Origin of the sequence: Streptomyces chrestomyceticus JCM 4735 (genome assembly GCF_003865135.1) — a bacterium.
Lineage (GTDB): Bacteria > Actinomycetota > Actinomycetes > Streptomycetales > Streptomycetaceae > Streptomyces > Streptomyces chrestomyceticus.
On record NZ_BHZC01000001.1, the window covers coordinates 3,646,837 to 3,667,949 of the forward strand.

The 21,113-nt window shown below is 72.8% G+C and carries 19 protein-coding genes and 3 pseudogenes; 11 read left to right on the forward strand and 11 right to left on the reverse strand.

Features of this window, described 5'->3' with window-relative positions; all coding sequences use genetic code 11:
• Positions 1 to 100 precede the first annotated feature (100 nt).
• The 3 genes from EJG53_RS15190 to EJG53_RS15200 are packed head-to-tail and all read left to right on the forward strand — an operon-like array spanning position 101 to position 3,662.
• A complete protein-coding gene (locus EJG53_RS15190) occupies positions 101 to 1,078 on the forward strand; it encodes a glycosyltransferase family 2 protein (RefSeq protein WP_125045287.1) in 978 nt (325 codons plus the stop codon).
• A complete protein-coding gene (locus EJG53_RS15195) occupies positions 1,078 to 2,460 on the forward strand; it encodes an alpha-2,8-polysialyltransferase family protein (protein WP_125045288.1) in 1,383 nt (460 codons plus the stop codon). The genes EJG53_RS15190 and EJG53_RS15195 overlap by 1 nt, the downstream gene beginning before the upstream one ends.
• Positions 2,457 to 3,662, forward strand: coding sequence for an acyltransferase family protein (locus EJG53_RS15200; RefSeq protein ID WP_125045289.1), 1,206 nt, complete (start codon positions 2,457 to 2,459; stop codon positions 3,660 to 3,662). The genes EJG53_RS15195 and EJG53_RS15200 overlap by 4 nt, the downstream gene beginning before the upstream one ends.
• A 42-nt stretch (positions 3,663 to 3,704) precedes the next feature.
• On the opposite strand, the gene EJG53_RS43610 is transcribed toward EJG53_RS15200, so the two are convergent.
• Both EJG53_RS43610 and EJG53_RS43615 read right to left on the reverse strand, forming a co-directional pair.
• Positions 3,705 to 4,121, reverse strand: coding sequence for a TetR/AcrR family transcriptional regulator C-terminal domain-containing protein (locus EJG53_RS43610; protein WP_307721679.1), 417 nt, complete (start codon positions 4,119 to 4,121; stop codon positions 3,705 to 3,707).
• Positions 4,122 to 4,294: 173 nt separating this feature from the next.
• Positions 4,295 to 4,402, reverse strand: a pseudogene (locus EJG53_RS43615) (TetR family transcriptional regulator); the annotation flags it as partial.
• A 70-nt stretch (positions 4,403 to 4,472) separates the two neighbouring features.
• Here EJG53_RS43615 and EJG53_RS15210 point away from each other — a divergent pair.
• Positions 4,473 to 5,996, forward strand: coding sequence for an FAD-dependent monooxygenase (locus tag EJG53_RS15210; RefSeq protein WP_125045290.1), 1,524 nt, complete (start codon positions 4,473 to 4,475; stop codon positions 5,994 to 5,996).
• A gap of 43 nt (positions 5,997 to 6,039) precedes the next feature.
• Positions 6,040 to 6,417, forward strand: a complete 378-nt coding sequence (locus tag EJG53_RS15215; RefSeq protein ID WP_125045291.1) for a nuclear transport factor 2 family protein — start codon at positions 6,040 to 6,042, stop codon at positions 6,415 to 6,417.
• 12 nt (positions 6,418 to 6,429) lie between these two features.
• On the opposite strand, the pseudogene EJG53_RS15220 reads toward EJG53_RS15215, so the two are convergent.
• A pseudogene (locus EJG53_RS15220) lies at positions 6,430 to 7,575 on the reverse strand (MFS transporter); the annotation flags it as partial.
• 54 nt (positions 7,576 to 7,629) lie between these two features.
• On the opposite strand from EJG53_RS15220, the gene EJG53_RS15225 reads away from it, so the two are divergent.
• Positions 7,630 to 8,457: an AraC family transcriptional regulator gene (locus EJG53_RS15225; RefSeq protein ID WP_125045292.1), complete on the forward strand. Its 828-nt coding sequence runs from the start codon at positions 7,630 to 7,632 to the stop codon at positions 8,455 to 8,457.
• On the opposite strand, the gene EJG53_RS15230 is transcribed toward EJG53_RS15225, so the two are convergent.
• Together EJG53_RS15230 and EJG53_RS15235 are read right to left on the reverse strand one after the other, a co-directional pair.
• The gene (locus EJG53_RS15230; protein ID WP_125045293.1) at positions 8,393 to 9,790 is read right to left on the reverse strand and encodes a GntT/GntP/DsdX family permease; all 1,398 of its coding nucleotides are present in this window, start codon (positions 9,788 to 9,790) and stop codon (positions 8,393 to 8,395) included. The genes EJG53_RS15225 and EJG53_RS15230 overlap by 65 nt on opposite strands.
• 135 nt (positions 9,791 to 9,925) lie before the next feature.
• Positions 9,926 to 10,453: a gluconokinase gene (locus EJG53_RS15235; RefSeq protein ID WP_125045294.1), complete on the reverse strand. Its 528-nt coding sequence runs from the start codon at positions 10,451 to 10,453 to the stop codon at positions 9,926 to 9,928.
• A 135-nt stretch (positions 10,454 to 10,588) separates the two neighbouring features.
• On the opposite strand from EJG53_RS15235, the gene EJG53_RS15240 reads away from it, so the two are divergent.
• On the forward strand, positions 10,589 to 11,296 hold the full coding sequence (locus tag EJG53_RS15240; protein ID WP_125045295.1) for a FadR/GntR family transcriptional regulator: 708 nt from the start codon (positions 10,589 to 10,591) through the stop codon (positions 11,294 to 11,296).
• Between the two features lie 46 nt (positions 11,297 to 11,342).
• Here the strand turns inward: EJG53_RS15240 and EJG53_RS15245 are convergent, their stop codons facing one another.
• Positions 11,343 to 13,067, reverse strand: a complete 1,725-nt coding sequence (locus tag EJG53_RS15245; RefSeq protein ID WP_125045296.1) for an alpha-keto acid decarboxylase family protein — start codon at positions 13,065 to 13,067, stop codon at positions 11,343 to 11,345.
• 201 nt (positions 13,068 to 13,268) lie between these two features.
• On the opposite strand from EJG53_RS15245, the pseudogene EJG53_RS43330 reads away from it, so the two are divergent.
• Positions 13,269 to 13,430, forward strand: a pseudogene (locus EJG53_RS43330) (MarR family transcriptional regulator); the annotation flags it as partial.
• Positions 13,431 to 13,661: 231 nt separating this feature from the next.
• Here the strand turns inward: EJG53_RS43330 and EJG53_RS42450 are convergent.
• Complete coding sequence (locus EJG53_RS42450) at positions 13,662 to 13,871, reverse strand: hypothetical protein (RefSeq protein ID WP_031002763.1); 210 nt, start codon at positions 13,869 to 13,871, stop codon at positions 13,662 to 13,664.
• A gap of 238 nt (positions 13,872 to 14,109) precedes the next feature.
• On the opposite strand from EJG53_RS42450, the gene EJG53_RS15255 reads away from it, so the two are divergent.
• The gene (locus EJG53_RS15255; RefSeq protein WP_244955148.1) at positions 14,110 to 14,988 is read left to right on the forward strand and encodes a L,D-transpeptidase family protein; all 879 of its coding nucleotides are present in this window, start codon (positions 14,110 to 14,112) and stop codon (positions 14,986 to 14,988) included.
• A gap of 265 nt (positions 14,989 to 15,253) precedes the next feature.
• On the opposite strand, the gene EJG53_RS15260 is transcribed toward EJG53_RS15255, so the two are convergent.
• The 3 genes from EJG53_RS15260 to EJG53_RS43335 form a co-directional block, all read right to left on the reverse strand.
• Complete coding sequence (locus EJG53_RS15260) at positions 15,254 to 16,321, reverse strand: hypothetical protein (RefSeq protein ID WP_125045298.1); 1,068 nt, start codon at positions 16,319 to 16,321, stop codon at positions 15,254 to 15,256.
• Positions 16,321 to 17,034, reverse strand: coding sequence for an RNA polymerase sigma factor (locus EJG53_RS15265; protein WP_125045299.1), 714 nt, complete (start codon positions 17,032 to 17,034; stop codon positions 16,321 to 16,323). Before EJG53_RS15265 ends, EJG53_RS15260 begins: the two co-directional genes overlap by 1 nt.
• A 441-nt stretch (positions 17,035 to 17,475) precedes the next feature.
• Positions 17,476 to 17,601 carry a hypothetical protein gene (locus EJG53_RS43335; RefSeq protein ID WP_280526769.1) on the reverse strand — a complete coding sequence of 42 codons (126 nt, stop codon included), beginning with the start codon at positions 17,599 to 17,601 and terminating at the stop codon, positions 17,476 to 17,478.
• 119 nt (positions 17,602 to 17,720) lie between these two features.
• Between EJG53_RS43335 and EJG53_RS15270 the strand changes: the two genes are divergently transcribed.
• Complete coding sequence (locus EJG53_RS15270) at positions 17,721 to 18,302, forward strand: Uma2 family endonuclease (RefSeq protein ID WP_125045300.1); 582 nt, start codon at positions 17,721 to 17,723, stop codon at positions 18,300 to 18,302.
• 202 nt (positions 18,303 to 18,504) lie between these two features.
• Here the strand turns inward: EJG53_RS15270 and EJG53_RS15275 are convergent, their stop codons facing one another.
• Positions 18,505 to 20,133 carry a beta-N-acetylhexosaminidase gene (locus EJG53_RS15275; RefSeq protein ID WP_125045301.1) on the reverse strand — a complete coding sequence of 543 codons (1,629 nt, stop codon included), beginning with the start codon at positions 20,131 to 20,133 and terminating at the stop codon, positions 18,505 to 18,507.
• Positions 20,134 to 20,440: 307 nt separating this feature from the next.
• Between EJG53_RS15275 and EJG53_RS15280 the strand changes: the two genes are divergently transcribed.
• On the forward strand, positions 20,441 to 21,043 hold the full coding sequence (locus tag EJG53_RS15280) for a 2-oxo-4-hydroxy-4-carboxy-5-ureidoimidazoline decarboxylase (RefSeq protein WP_125045302.1): 603 nt from the start codon (positions 20,441 to 20,443) through the stop codon (positions 21,041 to 21,043).
• The last annotated feature ends 70 nt before the right edge of the window (positions 21,044 to 21,113 follow it).

Genomic DNA, 21,113 nt, shown 5'->3' on the forward strand with positions numbered 1-21,113 from the left:
CCGGAGGAATTACCCGGTTAACCATCCCGCCATTCTTCGTTCACCCGGGAGCCCGCGTCCCGTCAAGACGAATGCCGGGACCGCGCCTAACGTCACCCGGGTGGTTAAGCTCTCCGTCGTCGTGCCGTTCTACAACGTGCAGACATATGCGCCCGACACCCTGCGAAGCCTGGCGGCCAACGCCCGCGAGGACTTCGAATTCCTGCTGGTGGACGACTGCTCGCGGGACGAGACACCGCAGATCCTGGCGCGCGCCGAGGGCGAGCTGCCCGGCGCCCGGGTGCTGCGGCACGAGCAGAACGGCGGCCTGGCCACCGCCCGCAACACCGGCCTGGACGCGGCCAACGGCGAGTACGTGACCTTCCTGGACGGTGACGACTGGCTGGCACCCGGGTATTACGCACAACTCCTGGCCACCATCGAGGGGTTGGGGTGCGACTTCGTCCGGACGGACCATGTGCAGTGCACCGCGCGCGCCCGTTCCGTGCACCGCGTGCCGCACGGCCGCCGGAACACCGTGCTGGACCCGCGCGCGCTGATCCTGCCCACCGACCGCTCCACCTCCGTGGACTACGCCTTCGCCTGGGCCGGCATCTACCACCGGCGGCTGCTGGACGACGGGCTGCTGCACTTCCGGCACGGGCTGCGCACCGCGGAGGACCGGCCGTGGATCTGGCGGCTGCACCGGGAGGCCCGGTCGATGGCGGTGTCCGGGCTGCTCGGCGTCTTCTACCGGCGCGGGGTGGCGTCCTCCCTCACCCAGATCGGTGATGTGCGGCAACTCGATTTCATCCGCGCATTTGATCAGGTTATCGAAGAAACCGCACAGGACCGGGAGGCGGACCGGCTGCTGCCGAAAGCCGTCCGCACCTATTGCGCCATCATTGCCCACCACCTCGGTTCGATCGAACGATTCGAACCGCAGGTCGCCCGTCAATTGCGCGCGCTGAGCGCGGCGGCGCTGAAAAGAATGCCGCAGGACGTACTGAAGGAAGCACTGAATTCGATGGACACGCAGCGCGCCTCCCGTCTGCGACGGCTGCGCCGGCGCCCGGTACCGGTGGAGGTGGCCGCCTGATGGCCCCCCGTACCGACGCCCAGCGCCGGCCGGACCGGCCGCGTACGCAGATCTTCCTGGCGTCCACCCTGTATGGCGCCGCGACGCTGGCCGCCGCGCTGGACGCGGACCGCTTCGCCCCGGCCGGCCGCCGGCTGCTGCTGGTCAGCAACAACGCGGCGACCCCGGAGACGGCCACGCCGGTGGACCGGATGCCCGGTTTCGAGCGGCTGCGCGGCCGCTTCGACCGGGTGCTGTCGTGGAACGAGACGATCAGTCCGTTCCACCCCGGCGGCTGGTCCCCGCGCCCGGACGACGTCCCGCTGTGGGAGCGGCACCTGCGGCTGCTGTGGGAGCTGGGCGAGGACGAGATCGAGCTGATCGTGGAGTCCCTCCAGGTCCACCCGGCGCTGGCGCTGGCGCAGCTCTTCCCGGACGCGCCGGTCGACGTGTACGCGGACGGGCTGATGAGCTACGGGCCGACGCGCAACAAGCTGGACCCGCTGGTCGGCACCCGGGTCCGCCGCCTGCTGCACCTGGACCTCGTACCGGGACTGAAGCCGCTGCTGCTCACCGAGTTCGGGGTGGGCGCGGAGACCGTGCCGACGGAGGCGTTCCGGGAGGTGCTCGCCGACCTGGCCGCGGACTTCGACGCCCCGGCGCTGCACGCCGTACCGGAAGGCGCCGCGCTGCTCCTCGGGCAGTACCTGTCGGCGCTCGGCATCCTCACGCCCGAGGAAGAGGAGGAGCTGCACGCCCGGATGCTGCGCGGGGTGGTCCGGCGCGGGCACCGCGAGGTGGTGTTCAAGCCACACCCGTCGGCGCCGGCCCGCTGGTCCCGGGCGCTGGAGCGGGAGGCGGAACAGCTCGGTGCCGAGCTGACCGTACTGGACACACCGGTTCTCGCCGAGGTGCTCTACCAGCGCAAACGGCCCGCGCTCGTGGTCGGCTGCTTCTCCACCGCGCTGCTGACGGCGTCCGCCTTCTACGACCTGCCGACCGCGCGCGTCGGCACGGAGCTGCTACTGGAGCGCCTGACCCCGTACCAGAACAGCAACCGCGTGCCGGTGACCCTCGTGGACGCGCTGGTGCCCGACCTGGCGGACGAGCCCGGCACGAAGCCGGTGCCGGCCCACATCAACGGGCTGCTCAGCGCGGTCGGTTACGCGATGCAGAACCAGATCTACCCGGACCTGCGCCCGGTCGCCGAGCGCTACCTCGCCGCCCACCTGAACGAGCGCACCCGGCGCTACTTCAAGCGCCGCCGCCTGACCGCGCTCGCGCTGCCCGGCGCGCTGCCGTCCCAGCTCTCCTTCATCCCGCGCAACGCGGCCGTCCGGAGGGTCGCGCGGCGCGCGCGGGCGATGCAGCGGCGCCTGAAGAAACGGGCCGCGTTCGGATGACGGCGCAGCTCCCGGCCGGGGCGCCGATGCCTGCGGCGGTCCCCGGCCCGTCGGCCTCGTCCATATCCGCGCCGACCGGGCCCACGGTGGTCACCCGCCCGAACGGCGCGGCACCCCCGCCCGCCAAGAAATCCCGCGGCGTGCCCCGCCTGCGCGCCCTCGACGGGCTGCGACTGCTCGCCGCCCTGATGGTCGCCGCCTACCACCTCGGCGGCCGGAACGGCGAGATAGCCGTGGCGTGGGGCAGTTCGCCGGCGCGCCAGTTCCCGTCCCTGCACAGCGCGTTCGCGTACGGCTGTCTCGGCGTCCAGATCTTCTTCGTGATCAGCGGCTTCGTCATCTGCATGAGCGGCTGGGGACGTTCGCTGCGCTCCTTCATCGCCTCCCGCGTCGCGCGGCTGTATCCGGCGTACTGGGTGGCGATCCTGCTGGTGACGGCTGTGTTCGCGCTGCCGTGGGTGGCGTTCAAGGCGCTCGGGCCGAGCGATGTGCTGACCAACCTGACGATGCTCCAGCAGCCGCTGGGCGCGAAGCGGGTGCTGGGGGTGTGCTGGACGCTCTGGGCGGAGATGCGGTTCTACGCGCTGTTCGCGCTGTGCGTCGTGCTGCCGGGCGCGACCCGCCGCCGGGTCGTGCTGTTCTGCGCGGGCTGGACGCTGGCGGCGGCGCTGGCGCAGGCCGCGAAAGTCCCCGCGCTGGACGTCGTCCTGATGCCGCAGTACGCGCCGTTCTTCATCGGCGGCATCGGCTGTTACCTGCTGCACCGCTACGGCGGGCGCGACCCGGTGGCGTGGGCGGTGGTCGGCGTGAGCTGGCTGACCGGCCAGCATCACGCGGTGGCCGGACTCTGGCACCCGCCGTCCGCCCACGCCTTCTCCTACCGCTCGGCGGTGGTCGTCATCGCGATCGTCACGGTGGGCTTCGCGCTGGTGGTGGCGGTCGCGCTGGGCCGGATGCAGTGGGCGGACTGGCGCTGGCTGACCGTCGCCGGGGCGCTGACGTACCCGTTCTACCTCGTCCACGAGCACCTGGGCTGGGTGGCTGTCCAGGGCCTGCACGGCGGCCTGCGGCTGCCTTCGTACGCGACGCTCGCCCTGACGGTGGCGCTGATGCTGACGCTGGCGTGGGTGCTGCACCGGTGGGTCGAGCGCCCGCTCACGCCCGTACTGCGGCAGGCGATCGACCCGCGGCCACGCCGCTAGAGACAACGGGACGCCCGGGGGCGGCTCCCCCGGGCCTTCCGGTCACTCGCCGCGCAGCAGCGTGGCCTCGACCCCCGCGACGACCGCCCGCAGGCCGTCCTCGAAGCCGCGTGCGGTGTCGCCGAAGATCTCGATGCCGGCCGCGGCCGTGAGCGGGTGGTCGGCGCCCACGCTCCGCTCCCGCTCCCGCTGGTCGTACGCGGGGTCGGGCCGCGGGTCGCCGGGCACCGGGAAGACGGACTGCTCCTCGATCACGTAACCGATGGTGTACGCGTACGTGGTGAACCAGGCCCGCGCGGCCCGCTCCGCCGTGAACCCGGCGCCCCGCATGGCGGCCAGCAGGCTCTCCATCGGCCGCAGCAGCGCCAGGTCGCGCAGCCGGGTGCCGCCGAAGACCTTGCCGCCGTCGCGGTAGCCGAGGAGCGTGCTCCGGGTCTGCCGGCATGTCTCGGTGAGCATGACCCGCCAGTCGCCTCTCCCGGAGCCGCCCCGAAGCTGTCTTTTGAGCCGCCCGCGGAGCCGTCGCCCGCCGCGTCGAGCGGCGCGGTCATCCGTCCGAGCAGCACGGTGGCCATCTCGTCCAGCAACTCCTGCTTGTTCTTGAAGTGCCAGTAGAGCGCGGGCGCTTGGACGTCCAGCTCCTTGGCGATACGGCGCAGCGTGAGCCCTTCGAGGCCGACGTCGTTCAGCAGGCCCAGGGCGGCCTCCGCCACCAGTTTCCGGTCAAGTCTCGTAGCCACGTTGACAACTTAACACCGTTAAGCACATCCTCGGAAGCGATCCGACTTAATGACGTTAAGGAGATGCCTCATGGCCGGCACCGACACCCTGCCCGCGCACGTGGACGTACTGATCTCCGGCGCCGGCCCCACCGGCCTGGCCCTCGGCCTCGACCTCGCCCGGCGCGGCGTGCGCGCCCTCGTCCTGGAGCGCCTGGACCGGCTGGCGCCCGGCACCCGGGGCAACGGCATCCAGCCCCGCACCCAGGAGGTGTACGAGGACTTCGGCGTGCTCGACGCCGTCCTGGAGTCCGGCGGGACGTACCCGCCGCGGGGCATCTGGTCGGACGGCCGCATGATCGACGCGCAGGTGATGGTGGAGCCCGGCGTCCCGACGCCGGCCGCCCCGTACAGCACCATGCTGCTGCTCCCGCAGTGGCGGAATCTGGAGATCCAGTACGCCCGGCTGACCGAGCTGGGCGGCACGGTCGCGTTCGGCACCGGCCTGGATTCCTTCACCCAGGACACGGACGGCGTCGCGGCCCGCGTCACCGGCCCCGACGGCATCACCCGTACGGTGCACGCCTCCTACCTGGTCGCGGCCGACGGCGGACGCAGCCCGGTCCGCAAGGCGCTCGGCGTCACCATGACCGGCCAGTCCGTCGCGCCGTACCCGATGCTCGTCGCCGACATCCGGCTCGACGGGCTGGACCGGGAGCACTGGCACATGTGGGGCGAGTTCCGGGCCACCGACTTCGTCTCGCTGCTCCCGCCGGAGAAGTACGACTACTTCCTGCTCATGGCGGGCTTCATGAACGCCGGCACCGTGCCGGACACCTCGCCCGACGCGGTGCGCAAGCTGATCGCGGAGCGCACCCACCTCACCCTCGACCAGCTCGGCGAGGTGCGGTGGGCCTCCACCTTCCGCCCGAACGCCGCCCTGGCCGACCGGTTCCGGGCGGGCCGGGTCTTCCTCGCGGGCGACGCGGCGCATGTGCACTCCCCCGCGGGCGGCCAGGGCCTGAACACCAGCGTGCAGGACGCCTACAACCTCGGCTGGAAGCTGGGCCAGGTCATCCGGCACGGCGCGCCGGACTCCCTGCTCGACAGCTACGAGGCCGAGCGGCGGCCGGTCGCCGAGAGCATCCTGGCCACCAGCACCCGGCTGCACCGGTCGGGCGACATGCGGCGCGGCAGCGACCTGCACCAGATGGGCGTCGGGTACCCGGACGGGCCGCTCGCCACCGAGCGGCGCACCGGCCTCGCCGACGGCGCGCTGCGCGCCGGCAACCGGGCGCCCGACGCGCCCTGCACCACCCCGGACGGCACCCCGCGCCGCCTCTTCGACGTCTTCCAGGGCCCGCACTTCACCCTGCTGGCCGTCGGGGACGCCGAACTCCCGCCGCTGGGCGGCGAGATGATCCGTACCTGCCGCGTCGGCGGCCCCGCCCCCGACCTGCTCGACTCCGAGGGCCACGCCCGCGACGCGTACGGCGAGGGCCTGTTCCTCGTCCGCCCGGACGGCTACGTGGCGTACGCCGCCGACGACACGACCGGGCTGCCCGACGAACTCGCCCGGTACGGCATGGCCTTGACCGCGCCGTCCGCCCGGTGACCGGGACGAGGCCGTCCCGGGCGGCGGCTGGTATTACTGGTGCATGCAGGAAGAGACCGCGCAATCGGCGATCGACACGTTCCTCTCCGCCTTCAACGCCTCGGACGACAGCCGGGTGACCGCGCTGCTCGCCCAGGCCCTGACCTCGGACGTGGTCTTCCACGGACCGCTGGGCCGCAGCGAGGGGATCGAGGCGGTCGAGCGGTTCGTGCTGGACCTCCGGCGTCACCCGGCGGGGGCCGGCACGATGGTGCGCTGCTCAGCGGTGGACATGCCGGGCGAGTGGGCCCGGTACCGGTGGGTCTTCACCACGCCGGGTGGCGGCCCCCGGCTGGCCGGGACCGACGTCGTCCACCTGCGGCGCAGCCTCATCGACCAGGTCATCGTCTTCGCGGGGGAGACCGGGCCGCCCGCCGCCTGAGCCGCCCTCCCCCGGCTCGGTCAGCGTCCGCGCGACGAGCCAGGCCACGCCGCACAGGCCGATCAGCGGCAGCAGCGCGGTCCGCAGGCTCGTGGCGTCGGCGAGGGCGCCGATGGCCGGGCTGGCGACGCCGCCGACGCTGACCGCCAGGCCGAGGGTGACACCGCTCGCCGTACCCATGCGGTTCGGCAGGAGGTCCTGGCCGAGGGTGATGTGCAGGGAGAACGGCACGTACAGGGCCGTGGCCGTCAGGGCGGCGAAGACGTACAGCGCGGGGCCGGGGACGAGGACCAGCCCGGCGACGGCCGGGACGCAGGCCGCGTAGGCGATCCGTAGCGTACGGACCCGGCCCCACCGGGACGCCAGCCGACCGCCGAGCACGGTGCCCACCGCACCGCCCGCGAACAGCACGAAGAGGGCCGCCGAGCCCGCGGTGGCGCCCCCGCCCACCCGCTGCTGCGCGTAGACGGCGATGAAGGCGCTCAGGCCGACGAAGACGACGGACCGGCAGACGATGACGGCGGTCAGCCGCAGGAACTCCGGCCAGTTGTCGGGACCCGCCTTGCGCGCAGCGGCCTTGGCGACGGCCGCCCGCGGCGCCAGCGTACGGACCACGTGCGCGGTCAGCAGGACACCGGCCACCGCGGGCACCGCCAGCCACGGCGACGCGCTCAGCGAGCCCGCGGAGAGCAGCGGGCCGACGGCGGCCGGGGCGAGGGCGAAGCCGATGTTGCCGCCGAGGGAGAACCAGCCCATGGCGACATGGCTGGCGCCGCTCGCCACACGGGCCAGCCGCGCGGCCTCCGGGTGGTAGGCGGCCACGCCGATGCCCGAGAGGGCGACCGCGAGGCACGTGAGGACGTAGGAGTCGCCGAGCCCGGACAGGGCGATGCCGAGTCCGGCGCACAGGGTGCTCACCGGGATCAGCCAGGGCATCGTCCAGCGGTCGGTGAGCGAGCCGAACAGGGGCTGCACGAGGGAGGAGAGGAGGGTGGCGGCCAGCACGATGCCCGAGGCGGCGGCGTAACCGTAGTGGCGCTCGGCCACCAGGAAGGGCACCAGGGCCGGGACCGCGCCCTGGTAGAAGTCCACCGCCGCGTGTCCGACGGACATCACCGCGACCGGCCGCCGAGGCGCGGCCACTTGCTTCGTCGTCATGTACCGATCATGGCGAGGGCGCCGGGTGGCGGACTTCCCATAAGCTGCCAGACCATGCCGGTTTTCCGCCATCATCCGCCGCACGTCACGACCGTCACCCGTTTCCTGCCGCAGGGTGCGGAGGTGACGCCCCACCACCACGACGTCCACCAGATCGTCTACGCGGGGCGCGGCGTGCTCACCGTGACCACGGACGCCGGGAGCTGGGTCACCCCGGCCACCCGCGCCATCTGGATTCCGGCCGGGACGGTGCACGAGCACCGGGCGCACGGGGACACCGACCTGCACACCGTCGGCGTACCGCTGGACGCCGACCCGCTGGGCCTGGACCGGCCCGCCGTCCTGGCGGTCGGCCCGCTGCTGCGCGAGCTGATCATCGCGTACAGCGGTACGGGCAGCCGCCGTACGGAGGAGGCGCGGCGCCTGCTGACCGTACTCCTCGACCAGCTCCGTCACACGCCGCTCCAGGCCCTGCACCTGCCCCGGGCCCGCGACCCGAGGCTGGCGGCGGTCTGCGCGGCGCTGCGCGCGGACCCGGCCGATCCGCGCCCGCTCGCCGCCCTGGGCGCGGCGGCCGGGGCGAGCGAGCGGACCCTCGCCCGCCTCTTCCGCGCCGAACTGGGCATGACCTTTCCCCAGTGGCGTACGCAGTTGCGCCTGCACCACGCGCTGGTGCTGCTGACGCAGGACGGCCCGGCGCTGTCCGTGACCGCGATCGCGCATCGCTGCGGCTGGGCCTCGGCCAGCGCCTTCATCGATGCCTTCCGCCGGTCGTTCGGACACACGCCGGGCGCCCACCGGGCTCTCGCCGGCCCGGCTACAACACCAGCGACAGCAGCAGCACGCACACGATCCCGACCACGGAGATCAGCGTCTCCATGAGCGACCAGGTCTTGAGCGTCTGGCCGACGTTCATGCCGAAGTACTCCTTCACCATCCAGAAGCCCGCGTCGTTGACGTGGCTGAAGAACAGCGAACCGGCGCCGACGGCGAGGACGAGCAGGGCGGTGTGGGTGGTGGACATGTCCGCGGTGAGCGGCGCCACCAGGCCCGCGGCGGAGATGGTGGCCACCGTCGCCGAGCCGGTCGCCAGCCGGATCGCGACCGCGATCAGCCAGGCCAGCAGCAGCGTGGAGATGTTCCAGTCCTTGGACAGCTCCAGGATCATCTGGCCGACGCCCGCGTCCACCAGGGTCTGCTTGAAGCCGCCGCCCGCGCCCACGATCAGCAGCACACCGGCGATCGGGGCCAGGGACTTCTCGACGGTGGTGGCGATCCGGCCCTTGGTGAACCCGGCCGACCGGCCCAGCGTGAACATGCCGACGATGACGGCGGTGAGCAGCGCGATCAGCGGCGAGCCGACCACGTCGAAGACGCGCTGAACCGTGGTGCCCTTGTCGTCCACGACGACGTCCACCAGGGCCTTGGCCAGCATCATCACGACGGGCAGCAGCACGGTGGCGACGGTGATCCCGAAGCCGGGGCGCTTGTCCAGCTCGCCGCTGGCCCGCTCGGGGACCATCTTCTCCGGCGGCTGGATGTCGACCCAGCGGGCGGCGTAGCGGGAGAACAGCGGACCGGCGACGATCGCCGTCGGAATCGCGACGACCACACCGAGCGCCAGGGTGACACCCAGGTTGGCGTCGAGCGCGGCGATGGCGGCCAGCGGGCCGGGGTGCGGCGGGATCAGGCCGTGCATGACGGACAGGCCGGCCAGCGCCGGGATGCCGATGCGCATCAGGGAGAAGTTGCCGCGCTTGACGACCAGCAGCACCACCGGGATCAGCAGCACGATGCCGACCTCGAAGAAGATCGGCAGGCCGACGATGCCGGCGATCAGCACCATCGCCCAGGGCATCACCCGCCCGCTCGCCTTCGCCAGGATCGTGTCCACGATCTGGTCGGCGCCCCCGGAGTCGGCGAGCAGTTTGCCGAGGATCGCGCCCAGCGCGATCAGGATGCCGGTGCCCGCGACCGTACTGCCCAGGCCGGACGAGAAGCTGGCGATGGCCTTGTCCAGCGGCGCGCCCGCCACCGCGCCCAGCACCAGCGAGCCGATGATCAGGGACAGGAAGGCGTGCAGCTTGAACTTGGTGATGAGCAGGACGATGACGGCGATGCCCGCGAGGACGGCGATGCCGAGCTGCGCGTGACCGGCCGAGGTGATCGGCTCGGTCGCATCCGCTGCCAGCATCTCGACGCTGAGATGTGTCACGGCTGTTCCCTAGGGGGTGCTGTTACTGGTTGTGGTGGTGGCCCCGGACGGTGACGCAGGGGGCGTACGGAGAGGTCGCGTACCGAGCTGTTCCCCGCGCGGTGGCACGGGGACGGACCGGGCCGTGGCCCGGGGTCAGGCGGGGGCGGGCCGGCCGGTGTCGTACTGGCGCAGCGCCTCGACGGCCCGCCCGGCGATCTCCTGCGGAGTGCCGGACACGTCGACGGCGACGCCCGCCTCGTCCGCGCCGAGCGGCTCCAGGGTGGCGAACTGGGAGTCCAGCAGCGCGGTGGGCATGAAGTGGCCCTTGCGCTCGGCCATCCGGGACTCGATCAGCGAGCGGTCGCCGGTCAGGTGCAGGAAGACGACGCCGGGCGCGGCGGCCCGCAGGCGGTCGCGGTAGGCGCGCTTGAGCGCCGAGCTGCTGACCACACCGCCCTGACCCGCGCGGTCGTGCGCCCAGGCGCCGATGGCGTCCAGCCACGGCCAGCGGTCGGCGTCGTCGAGCGGGGTACCGGCGGACATCTTGGCGATGTTGGCCGGGGGATGGAAGTCGTCGCCCTCGGCGTAGGGGACATCAAGGTCGGCGGCCACCAGCGGCCCGATCGTCGTCTTGCCGGTGCCGGCCACGCCCATCACGACGATGACGTGGGGGATGCTCATCCCGTGTACCTCGCTGTCCTCTTCGACCTCGGTCTGCCGTCCCACTGAAACCCATGGGATACGACGTATTCAAGCCTCTGTGACGTAAAAGTCATACTTAAAAGTGGACCTTCCCCGGGAACGTAGGCTGATCCCATGGAGAACCAGGGGGCGGGGCAGGGGCTGCACGCGCGGGTACTGGAGTCCCTGGGACCCGCCATCACCGCGGGCGAGTACCCGCCGGGCACGATCTTGCGCACCGACGAGCTGGAAGAGCGCTTCGAGGTGTCCCGCACGGTCATCCGCGAGGCGATACGGGTCCTGGAGTCCATGCACCTGGTCGCCTCGCGCCGCCGGGTCGGCGTGACCGTGCGCCCCGCCGAGGAGTGGAACGTCTACGACCCGCGCGTCATCGGCTGGCGGCTGGCCGGCCCGGACCGCCCCCGGCAGCTCCGCTCGCTGACCGTGCTGCGCTCCGCCGTCGAACCGGTCGCCGCGGGCCTGGCCGCCCGGCACGCCACCCCCGCCCAGTGCGCCGAGCTGGCCGAGCACGCCATGGGCATGGTCGCCACCTCGCGCGGCCAGCAGCTCGACGCGTACCTGGTGCACGACACGGCCTTCCACCGCATCGTGCTGACCGCCTCCGGCAACGAGATGTTCGCCCGGCTCGGCGACGTGGTGGCCGCCGTCCTCACCGGCCGCACCCACCACCACGTCATGTTCACCGACCCCGACCCGGCCGCGGTGACCCTGCACGTCCAGGTCGCCGAGGCGGTACGGGTCGGCGACGCGGACCGCGCCGAGGCGCTGACCCGCGAGATCACCGTGGGCGCCATGGCCGAACTGGACGTCCTGGCGCCGTGACGGCGCCCGGCCACCGCCGGACGTGGCCGGGCAAGGACACCGTCCCTCAGTCCCCGTAGGCGTTCTGCTCCGCGAACCGCTGCGCCAGCGCGGTGAGCAGCTCCGGCGCGTCCTCGCGCGGCAGGACCGCCTCGATCAGCACCAGTTCGTCCGGCGTACGGGCGGCCAGCGCCAGCGCGTCCGCCAGCTCGGCGGGGGTCCCGACGCGCACCGCGACCGTGCCGGGGCCCGCGCCGAAGGCGGCGGGCAGGGCGGTGTAGTCCCAGGCGGCGATGTCGTTGTACGGGGCGGTGGCGCCGTGGATGGCGCGCTCGACCGTGTAGCCGTCGTTGTTGACGACGACCACCACCGGGGCCGCGCCGTAGCGGGCCATGGTGCCCAGCTCCTGCGCGGTGAGCTGGAGGGAACCGTCCCCGATCACCAGCACCGAACGCCGGTCCGGCGCGGCCAGTTCGGTACCGAGGGTGGCCGGCAGGGTGTAGCCGATCGACCCCCACAGCGGCTGCCCGACGAACCGCCCGTCCGCGGGCAGCGGCACCTCCTGCGCACCGTAGAACGCGGTCCCCTGCTCCGCGACCAGCACACTCCCGGCGGGCAGGAACCCCCCGACCTGTGCCCACAGTTGACGCTGCGTCAGCTCACCCCGCCCCTCCCCAGCCTCCGGATACGAGAAGGACTCCCCGTACCCCTCGGGCTCCGGCAGCTCCGCATCCCGCAGCAGCCCGGCCAGCCCGCCGACGGCATCCGCCATGGCTATCCCCTCGAACACCCCGCGTCCCGCCGAGGCGCGCCCAGGACGCAGCTCGATGGTCCGCTCCGGCGCGAAGTGGTGGCTGAAGCCGCCGGTCACGCTGTCCGAGACCGGTGCGCCGACCAGGATCAGACAGTCCGCGTCCTCGACGGCCGCCCGGGCCCGCTTGTCGCTGATCTCCCCGGCGTAGGAGCCGACGAACCCGGGAGCGGTCTCGTCCAGTACGCCCTTCCCGCTGGAGAACACGGCGGACCGGACCGGCGCGGCGGCGAGCAGACCGGCGAGCGGCCCGCGCAGCCCGAACCGTTCGGCCTCGTGCCCGGCCAGCACGGTGACGCTGCGCGCCCCGTCCAGCATCCGGGCGCAGCCGTCGAGAAACTCCCGCAGCAGCCCCGGGTCGGCGGGCCCGTCCGGCACGATCAGCGGCCCGTCCGGCGCCGGCACCCGGGCCAGTACGACGTCCGTGGGCAGATTCAGATGCACCGGCCGGCGCTCCCGCCACATGACCCGCAGTACGCGGTCGATCTCGGCCGGGGCGTTCTCCGCGGTCAGATCGGCACGGGCCACCGTCACCTCGGCGAACATCCGGCCGAAGTGCCCGTACTCGCCGTCCATCAGGGTGTGATGCACGGGGCGGCCGGCCGCGGCGACCTCGGTGGCGGGCATCCCGGTGACGGCGACGACCGGCACCCGTTCGGCGTAGGCGCCGGCCACACCGTTGACGGCCGACAGTTCGCCGACACCGAAGGTGGTGACGAGGGCGGCGGCGCCGCGCAGCCGGGCGTAGCCGTCGGCGGCGTAGGCGGCGTCCAGTTCGTTGCAGGTGCCGACCCAGGCGAGGCCGGGGAAGGCGGTCACCTGGTCGAGGAAGCCGAGGTTGTAGTCACCGGGGACGCCGAAGAGATGTTCGATGTCCAGCTCGCGCAGCCTGCGGAGCAGATAGTCGGCGACGGTGATCCGAGCGGTCGCGGCCTGGGGGGTGGTGGCCTGCGGGCCGATGTCCGAGGGGGTGTCCGACATGGCGGTAACCGGCTTTCTTCACGCTTGAACGGTTTAGGTCAAGGTTGTTGACCCAAGTCGCGAGCGTACGGAACCCCGGCATAAAATGTCAACATGCTTGACCCTTGTCGCCCGGACGCCTACGACCGCGATTTCACCCTGTTCTACTTCGCCTACCGCGCCTTCACCGGAGCGGCCGACGCGGCCCTGGCCGAGCAGGGCATGGGCCGCGCCCACCACCGCATCCTGACGTTCCTCGCGTACTCCCCCGGCATGAGCGTCGGCGAACTGTGCCAGGCGCTCCAACTGACCAAGCAGGCCATCAACGGGCCGCTGCGCAAGCTCGGCGACGAGCAACTCGTACGGGTGACGCCGGGCGAACGGGACCGCCGCCGCAAGGAACTCCACCTCACCGAACGCGGCGCGGACCTCGAACGCACGCTCCACGCGCGCCAGCGCGCCCTGTTCACCGCCGCCCTGGAGGAAGCCGGCCCGGAGGCGGCGGAAGGCTGGCGCCGCATGCTGGCGCCGCTGGCGGGCCGCGACTGGGAGGTCTTCACCGCATCAGTGGAAGCCCGCCGAACGGAAGGCACCGGCCCCACCACCCCTGACCCCTCAGAACAACGGCTGCTGTCCGGGAAACGGCGGCTCCTCCGGATCGAACAGACGCTCCGCCGGAGCCATCATCGGCGCGATGCGGCGGGAGCCGGGGCACGACACGAGCTCCAGCACGGTACGGCGGCCCGGCGGGTCGTGCCGGGCGAAGCGGCCGCCGACGACGGCGATCTCTCGGGCGCATACGGGGCACGGGCGACGCGGTGACATTTCCTCATTGTCCCCCGGAGCCCCGGACTCCCCCGCGCGCGCCCCCACCGCAGCGCCCCCGGGCCGCACTCCGTACGGCAGGGGGCGCACACGGAAGCACAACTCCACACCTCCGCGCCCCCGCACTCCTTCACCCCTACGCGCGTCCAGGTTCGGTTCTCCACGGGGTTGGGAATCTAGGAGGGGCCGGTGTCACCACGGGGGTGACACCGTGACACGGACGCGGAAGGGACACGGCGTGCACAAGGGACGTGCGGTGGCCGCGGGGCTGCTGGTGCTGGCCGTGACGACCGGCTGCAAGACCATCACGATCACCCCGAACGGCGGACTCCCCCCGTCGACGGCTCCCGCGCCGTCCATGCCGGGACGGGCGGACGTGCTGCCCGCACAGACGGCGCACAAGGAGCTCCCCAGACGCGCACAGGCCACCAAAGCCCCTCGCCGCACCGCGAAGCCGGTGCTGGCCCAGGGCTCCCGTGGCCCCCGCGTGCGCGAACTTCAAGCCCGTCTGGCCCAGTTGTCACTCTTCCGCCGTAAGCCCACCGGCTTCTACGGCCGGCAGACCGCGGCCTCCGTCGCGGCGTTCCAGCGCAAGCGGGGTCTGCCGTGCACGGGGACCCTGGACCGCGCCACCTGGCACGCCCTCCACTCCAGCACCCGCCCGCCGACCCGCGCCGAGACGCACCCGCACACCAAGAAGACCGCGAAGAAACCCACCCGCAAGCCCGCCAAGAAACGAGTCCCCCGCCCCGACGCCCGCTGCATGACGGGCCGTGTGCTGTGCATCAGCAAGCGGAGCAACACGCTCACCTGGATGGTGGACGGCAAGGTCCGCTCGACGATGGACGTCCGCTTCGGCGCCCAGTACACGCCGACCCGGGAGGGCACGTTCCGCATCGCCTTCAAGAGCCGCAGCCACGTGTCGTCGATCTACCACACCCCCATGCCGTACGCGATGTTCTTCAGTGGCGGCCAGGCCGTCCACTACTCCCCCGACTTCGCCGCCCACGGCTACCAGGGCGCCTCCCACGGCTGCGTGAACGTCCGCCACAAATCAAGAATCGCCGCCCTGTTCCAGCAGGTGACCCCAGGCGACAAGGTAGTCATCTACAAATAACCCACACCCCACACCCGCACCCAACCCCGAACCCCCACCCCCCCCGCAGTAACCCCAACCATCAATTGAGCAACCCCCACAAACACCAACCAGGTCCGCGAAAGCGGCGCCGGCTTAGGCGCAAAATCAGCGCGGGCAGGGCCGGGGGAACGAGCCCCGCCCGCGCCGGATGCGGCGAGCCGTTGGTACGGGGGGAACCCCGGCTCGCGCGCAAGCCGATGACCAGTCGGCTTCACCACGTACTGCGCCGGGGCGCCGGAAAGTGTCACACCCGGGCGACGGGTGGTGCTCCGGGGATGCGCAGCTCGTCGGGTGCGGCGGGGGTGGTGGTGACGGTGCCGGCGGGGTCGGGTGCGGCGAGGGCCCCGGGAACGGCGGCGGAGGGGGCGTAGCGGTGGTCGTCGTCCTCGTCGTCGCCCTTGCCGCCGTGGCCCTTGCCGTGCCCCTTTTGGCCGCCTTGGCCGTGACTGCCGCGGCCGTCGCCGTCCCCGTCGCCGTCGTAGCGGGGGCCGCCCTGGGTGCGGTCGAGGTACTGGCGGCAGAACGCGTGCACCTTGTCCGGGCCGCCGGCCGCGCGTTCGAGGCGGCGGAGGGTGTCCTGGCCGAGGACGGAGCGCCGGCCGGATTCGTACGTACGGCAGAACGTGACGCCGAGCCGGTTCTTCTCCTTGCCGTCCGGTCTGCCCGGAGGGTCGGGCCGGCTGTCGTCGTCGCCGGTGCCGCCGGTCGGGTCCTGCCCGGGGGTGCTCTGCCCGGGAGCTGGGGACCGGCTGCCGCCGGTGCGGCTGTCCTTGCCGTCGTCACTGATCAGGGGTTCGGGCCGGTCCGTGCCGGGGCTGGTCGGGTCCGGCATCCGGGTGGTGCCGTCGGTGGCCGTGCCGGTGTCGTCGGTGGCGGGCGGGCCGGCGGACTCGGCGGCCGAGACGCTGGTGGCGGGGGCCGGGCCGGTGCCGCTGTGGAAGGGCGTCGGCAGGACGCCCGCGCCCGCGGCGACGGCGACGCCGCCGAGCGCGCAGCCGGCCAGGGCCACCATGAACCCGCGGCGCAGGGGCCGTCCGAAGCGGCGGCGGGTGCGCACGGCTTCGGCCCCGCCGACCGTGATGCCGGCCGGAGCCTGCCCCCGGGCCTCCCGCGCCTCGCGAAAGGCGGCGACAGCGGCCTCCTCCCCGGGAAGCGGTGCGTCCTGCCCCAGGTCGCGCCCCGCCGCCGAGGCGGCGTTCAGCAGGGCGGTGAGTTCCGCGGCACCGGTGCCGGCCGGGGAACCGGCGGGTTCGCCGCGCAGCAGTCGCTCCGCGGCCTCCTCGTCGAGCCAGTTGTACCGGTCGTCGGCCATCACATGTCCTTCTGCGTTCGTGCGGCCGTTTCCGTCACACCCGGTACGTACGATTCCGCCGCGCTCGCACCCCGTCCGCCGCCCTGTGCGGGCACTCCTTCCGCGGGTCCGCCGTCCGTGCCGGGCCCGGCGCCGCCGCCGTTCTCGGGTCCGGCTCCGAGCAGGTCGGCGAGCCGCCGCAGGCCGCGATGGGCGGCGGTCCGTACGGCGCCGGGCCGTTTACCCAGGACTCCGGCCGCGCTCTTGGCGTCCAGGCCGACCACCACGCGCAGCACGACGGCTTCGGCCTGGTCCTGCGGGAGGCGGGAGATGAGGCGGAAGGTGTGGTGGGTGCCGAGGGCTTCCATGGCCTCGTCGGCGGTGTCCGAGGCGCCCGGTTTGTCGGCCAGTTCGGTCTCGTCGCCGCCGGCCGCGGGGCGGCGTCCGCGCATCCGTATGTGGTCCAGGGCCCGGTTGCGGGCTATCCGTGCGGCCCAGCCCCGGAACCGGTCGGCGTCGCCGCTGAAGCGGTCGAGGTCGCGGGTGATCTGGAGCCATGCCTCGGAGGCCACGTCCTCGGCGTCCGCCTCGCCCACCAACGTCCGTACATATCCGATAAGCCGGGGATGCACGGCACGGTAGACGGTACGGAACGCCGCTTCGTCGCCGCCCTGCGCCGCCTGTACGGCGACCGTCAGCCGGCCGTCGTCCGGCTGAATGTCATCCCCTCGCACGGGTCCATCCTGTCGCACCCGGAAAGTCCGCCGCCCGGTCCTCGCTGATTCGCTGTTCTCGGGCACCGCGGGTACCCCTGGTAACCCGTATGTCCCCGCTGACGGTAACCCGGCCGCCCGCACACCGGGCACCCGGGCCGCTGCTGACCTGCCCCTCCGCCTCGGCGGACGGTACGCACGGCGTCCGCGCCGGGTCGGCGCGGACCCGCACGCTACGGCCACCGCACTCCCCGCGTCCAGAGCCCCCGCGCACCGGGACGGCACCCGGCGCGCGGTACGTGCCGCACCCCGGTCCACACCCCGTGTGACGCTTTCGCGGCGGACGGCGCTGTAAGGGTCAGGGGCTCGTCACCGGGCCTCCCTGGTACGACGGCCGGGGCCTCTCCTGTGGGGGGTGGCGGCCCCGGTCGTCCCCTTCTCGCCGCGTCCGGCCCTGGCCGCTCAGACCTGGTCGGCCAGTTTTTTGAAGTCCGCCCAGGAAAGGGCCGGATCGCGGCGGTCCCAGACCTTCTGCGCCGGCGCGCGCAGCGGCAGCAGCCGTCGCCCCTGACCCGGCGTATCCGTCACGCCGCGCTGGACGGAAGCGTCATCCCCGCGCCGTAGGTACGTACGGCCATGGCCAAGACCGGTTCCGGGGGGCGGGGAGCTCCCATCTCGCTGTGGCCGCAAGCGCTACCGTAAAGCCCATGACCGCACTGCCCGACTGGATGCGCCCGCCACGCGCGGAAGGCTGGTTCGCGGAGGACCTGGATCACCTCCCCGAGGCACCGCGTCACACCGAGTTGATCGACGGAGCCCTCGTATTCATGATGTCGCCCCAGCGGTCCTGGCACGGCCGGCTCATCACCGCCCTGACCACCACCCTCATGGCTCAGGCGCCGGCCGGCGTCGAGGTCGAACGGGAAATGACGATCCGCCTCGATGCCCGGAACCGCCCCGAGCCGGACCTCTTGCTGACGGATCTGCCCTACGACCCCGACCGCACCTGGTACGCCCCCGAAGCCGTGCAGCTCGTCGTGGAAGTCGTCTCCCCCGAGTCGGCCCACCGCGACCGCACGGTCAAGCTCCGCAAATACGCAGAGGCCGGGATCCCGCACTACTGGTGCATCGAGGAAGAGGACAATTCCCCCATCGTCCATGTGTACGAGCTCGACGAGCCTACGGGTGTCTACGCGCCCGCCGGAATCTTCCGAGGCTCGCTTCGGCGCCCGGTGCCCTTCGAGATCAGTCTCGACCTCGACAAGCTCACACCTCTCCGGAACGTCTGAGGAGTCATGGTCAGGTCAGCGCCGGGACAGGGCGCAGGCCGACCTCGACCGGACCGCGGCCCGGTCCCGGAACCTCCCGTGCGTCCGTCCGCATGACGCCTCCATGGGCCGCCATGCGGATGGACGCGTGACCAACGCGCGACCAACAGTGGCCAGGAACAGTCGGGTGCACCCAGCAGAAGGCGGCGCCGCCCCTGGCCGCTCAGACCTGGTCGGCCAGTTTTTTGAAGTCCGCCCAGGAAAGGGCCGGATCGCGGCGGTCCCAGACCTTCTGCGCCAGCGCGCGCAGCGGCAGCCGGATGCCGTCCGCCACCTGCTGCTGCGTCTGCTCGCCCGCCAGGTCGCACCACACCGCCAGGCGCGCGCCGAGCACCCGGTCGGGGCCGGACTGGGACTGCGGTACGGGCTTGGTGCCGCGCAGCACTCCGGGGGTCCACTGGGTGTAGATGCGTTCGCCGGTGGGGTACGGCATGTTGTTGGGTTCGCCGAGCACGTAGTACAGGTACTCGTCGTTGAGGTTGACGACCTTGCGGTTCTCGCGCAGGTACTCGTCCGGTTCGCGGGCGCCGATCTCCTTGCCCGTCCAGTAGGCGACGGTGCGGCCGGAGTCGGGGGCGACGTCCGTGTTGCGGAAATAGCCGTCGTTCCACGCTTCGACCTGCTTCGCGCCGGCGGCGCGGACGGTCTTGTCCCGGTCGTTGAGCCAGCCGGTGGCCAGGTCCTCGATCGTGGCGTCCGCCCCGTACTTGTCGCGGGCGGCGCGGGCCAACTGCGGGTAGTTCTCGGCCGGGGACCGGTCGGCCAGCGCGCGGTACTCGTCGCCGCCCAGGTGCCAGTGCTTGCCGGGGAAGAGCGGGGCGTACTCGCGCAGCAGGTCGTCCACGATCTCGGCGGCGCCGGGCTGGGAGATGTCCATCGCGCCGCGCTGGGTCCGGCCGTCGGCGGAGCGCAGTTGGAGGTCGGGGTGGGCTTTCAGTACGGCGCCCAGGTGGCCGGGCGAGTCGATCTCCGGGATGACGGTGATGTGCAGGCCGCGGGCGAGGTCGACGAGGTGGCGCACCTGGTCCTTGGTGAGGTGGTCCTCGGAGACGATCTCGGGGTGTTTCTCGCTCTCGATGCGGAACGCCTGGTCGTCGGAGAAGTGGAGCTGGAGCTGGTTGAGCTTGAGGCCGGCCAGGTCGCGGATGCGGTCCTCGATCCACCCCACGTCGAAGTGCTTGCGCGCGATGTCCAGCATGAAGCCGCGCTGGGCCCGGTCGGGCCGGTCCTCGACGGTGCCTTCCGGGACGCCGCCGGAGGTCCGTACGGACTGCAGGACGGTGCGGGTGGCGTTGAAGATCCCGGCGTCGGTGGGGGCGGTGAGGGTGAGGCGGGTGCCGCGCGCGGTGAGGGTGTACGCCTCCTCGGCGGTGTCGTACACGGGCGCGTTGTCCTCGCGCCGGGCGGCGTCCTCGCCGCCGGACAGCCGCAGCTCGACGTCTCCGGGCCGTACGGTCTGTTTGCCCCAGACCGTCCGCAGACCGCCCAGTTCCTGGGCGAATCGCCGGGCCTCGTCGGCGACCGGGCTCTTCTCACCCGCGGGCACCACGACGCGGGCCGTCTTGGCGGGCCGCCAGCCGCGCCCGTCGGCCGCGCTGAACTTCTGTACGGCGGGCACGGTGCGGGGCGGGCCCTGCACCGGGTCCCAGGTGGGGGTGGGCGCGGCGGAGGCGCTGCCGCCGTCCCCCTTGGGCGGGGTGCCGCCGCTGTTCGAGCAGCCCGCGACGGACAGCGCCGTGAGGGCGGCCGTCACTCCTGCGGTGATGCTCGCGGCCAGTTTTCCGGTCCTCATATACGCAAAACCTCCCTTTCCGGGGCGAAGGTATTGCCAGGTGACAGACGTTTGTGTCTACTACGCGCGCGAAAGCTCTCTCATACGGGTGAAATTCGTGCATCCGTCGGACAGTGACCGACAGACGTCGTTACGGTGGCGTCTCAACCTGCTCACCCTTCCCGGAGCCCACGGCCCCCGCGCACCCGCCGCGGCCGCGCACGCCCCGGCCGCCCGATCCGACGTACTCCCCCGATCCCCGATCCGACGTTCTCCGCCCTGATCCGGCGCGTACCGCCCGATCCCGCGTCCGCCGCCCCGAGGAGCCATGCAGCCCAGCGACATCCCGGCCGCCCCGCCGACACCGCTGCGCACTGCACGGCCCGCCACACCCTCCCAGAAGCTGCCGCCGCTGCCGTCACCGCCTCCCGGCAGCGCCGCCCCGGCCCGGCCGACCGGCCTGGACCGCCTGAACGGCGCTCCGGCGGACGCCGCCGAAGCGGCCCTGCTGCTCTGCTGCGGCAGCCGCCGCTGGGCCCGCCGCCTGGTCGCGCACCGACCGTACCCGGACCCGGAGGCCCTGCTGGCCGCCGCCGACGAGGCGAGCTACGACCTGACCGCGGCCGACCTGGACGAGGCGCTGGCCGGGGAGACCGTCTCGCCGCAGCCGCTCGTCGGCGCGCGCGGCCCGGGCACCCTCGCGGCCCACACCGCGCTGCGCGCCGCGCACGCCGAGTACGAACGCCAGTTCCGGCACGTCTTCGTCATCTGCCTGGACGGCTTCCGCGACACCGAGCTGCTCAACGTGGTGCTGACCGCCATCCACGGCCGGCTCGGCAACGAGCCCGAGGAGGAGCGCGCCGTCGCCGCCGACGAGCTGCGCCGGATCGCGGGCGGGCGGCTCGCCCGGCTCGCCGCCTCCCGGGACTGACCGGCCCCGGCCGTCCGGCCCGCCCCCTACCCGTTCCCCCGCCCGCCGTACAGGGCCGGAGCGCCCTCGG